This window comes from Roseovarius gaetbuli (genome assembly GCF_900172365.1).
Classification (GTDB): Bacteria; Pseudomonadota; Alphaproteobacteria; order Rhodobacterales; family Rhodobacteraceae; genus Roseovarius; species Roseovarius gaetbuli.
In genome coordinates this window covers 1-1,178 of the sequence record NZ_FWFJ01000122.1, presented here as the reverse complement: position 1 = coordinate 1,178, position 1,178 = coordinate 1, and the positions used below count along the sequence as shown (strand labels likewise).

The following is a 1,178-nucleotide window of genomic DNA, read 5'->3' as shown; positions in this document are numbered from 1 at the left end:
CCTCAGAAAAATGAGCCTCCGACCCGGCTGCGGCTCATTTTTCTGAGGGTACGATCATAAAGCGATTCTTTCACGCTGAAGCGGGTCCGACTGGAAGTCGGAGGGTTTGCTCCACGGCGTGGATACTAAAGGTCATGTGGTCCCCCATGCCCGTCACCACACCAAGCCGGAAGCCCAGCGAAACGCTTGGCCTCGCTGCGGTAATCAGAGCCTGAAAATCCGCATTTACGACGATGACGCCATATAAGGCACCTTCCTCATCCAACACCGGCTGCACGTAGCGAATGGTTGGCGGGCCAACTTCGATTCCATGCTCGCGGTTGTAGGTCACCGTCGAAAAATAGCCATGGCCTGCGGCCAGCCTTGCGAGGTCTTTCAAGTACGGCTCACCGCCTTTGGCTTGAAGATCCGCAGTGTCGACGTCATTTATATGATCCTCATGACGGTCGACGCGAACACGTGCGCGCCAGTTATCCGCTTGGCCGATAAACCTGAGCTGCATGTAATGCGGGCGCGTTGTCAGGATGGATCTGAAAATCTCCTGAAGCCGGTGTTTACGCTGCGCCTTGAGCGGGTTCGGCTGCAGATCATCGCCCGCGGGCATCTGATCGCTTTGAACAATTTCCCTGACCGGCAGCAGCCCCGCAAAGACCGTGGCATCAATGGCCGTCTGTTCAAGCACATCGGCAATCTGTTCTGCATGGTGCCGTGCAATGTCACCTAACCGGTCTGTGGCGGCATGCCGGACGGTTGCACGCGCCTGGGAGTAGGCCATGGCGGCGAAAATTACCGCCATCGCCAAGGTCATGCAGAGCGTCATCATCACAAGCTTGGCGCGCAAACGAAACCCGGTTGCTGGGGCTGTGCCCAACAGGCCCGGCGCGGTCATTCCAAACGTGGAGGTCTTGGCACACCTTTTCCATCTACTGCGTCACGCGCAGCCTCGACAAGACCGTTGGTAATCCCCCCAAAAATTAGTGGTGTTCACAAGTAGAATTTTCTCGGCAAGATATCTGAGGAAATTTACGATGAAGAACGGACGATTTAGCGGCGCTCAGATCATGACGATCCTGAAGCAGGCGGAGGGTGGTGTGCCGGTCTCTGAGCTGTGTCGGGAGCATGGGATGAGCAGCGCCAGCTTTTACAAATGGCGGGCCAAATTTGGCGGGATGGATGCG

General features: G+C 56.7%; 2 protein-coding genes. One reads left to right on the top strand and one right to left on the bottom strand.

Annotation, left to right across the window (positions count from 1 at the left end; genetic code table 11):
- Positions 1–70 precede the first annotated feature (70 nt).
- Entirely contained in the window at positions 71–889 is an 819-nt protein-coding gene (locus ROG8370_RS19860) for a cache domain-containing protein (protein ID WP_085828833.1), read from the bottom strand.
- 139 nt (positions 890–1,028) lie between these two features.
- Between ROG8370_RS19860 and ROG8370_RS19855 the strand changes: the two genes are divergently transcribed.
- Positions 1,029–1,178 (top strand): transposase (locus ROG8370_RS19855; RefSeq protein WP_139838253.1); only part of this gene is annotated, 150 nt, incomplete at its 3' end.

What these genes read in the sequence shown, in the direction of transcription:
- ROG8370_RS19860 (WP_085828833.1), bottom strand. Translation starts at nt 889, where the DNA reads ATGACCGCGCCGGGCCTGTTGGGCACAGCCCCAGCAACCGGGTTTCGT.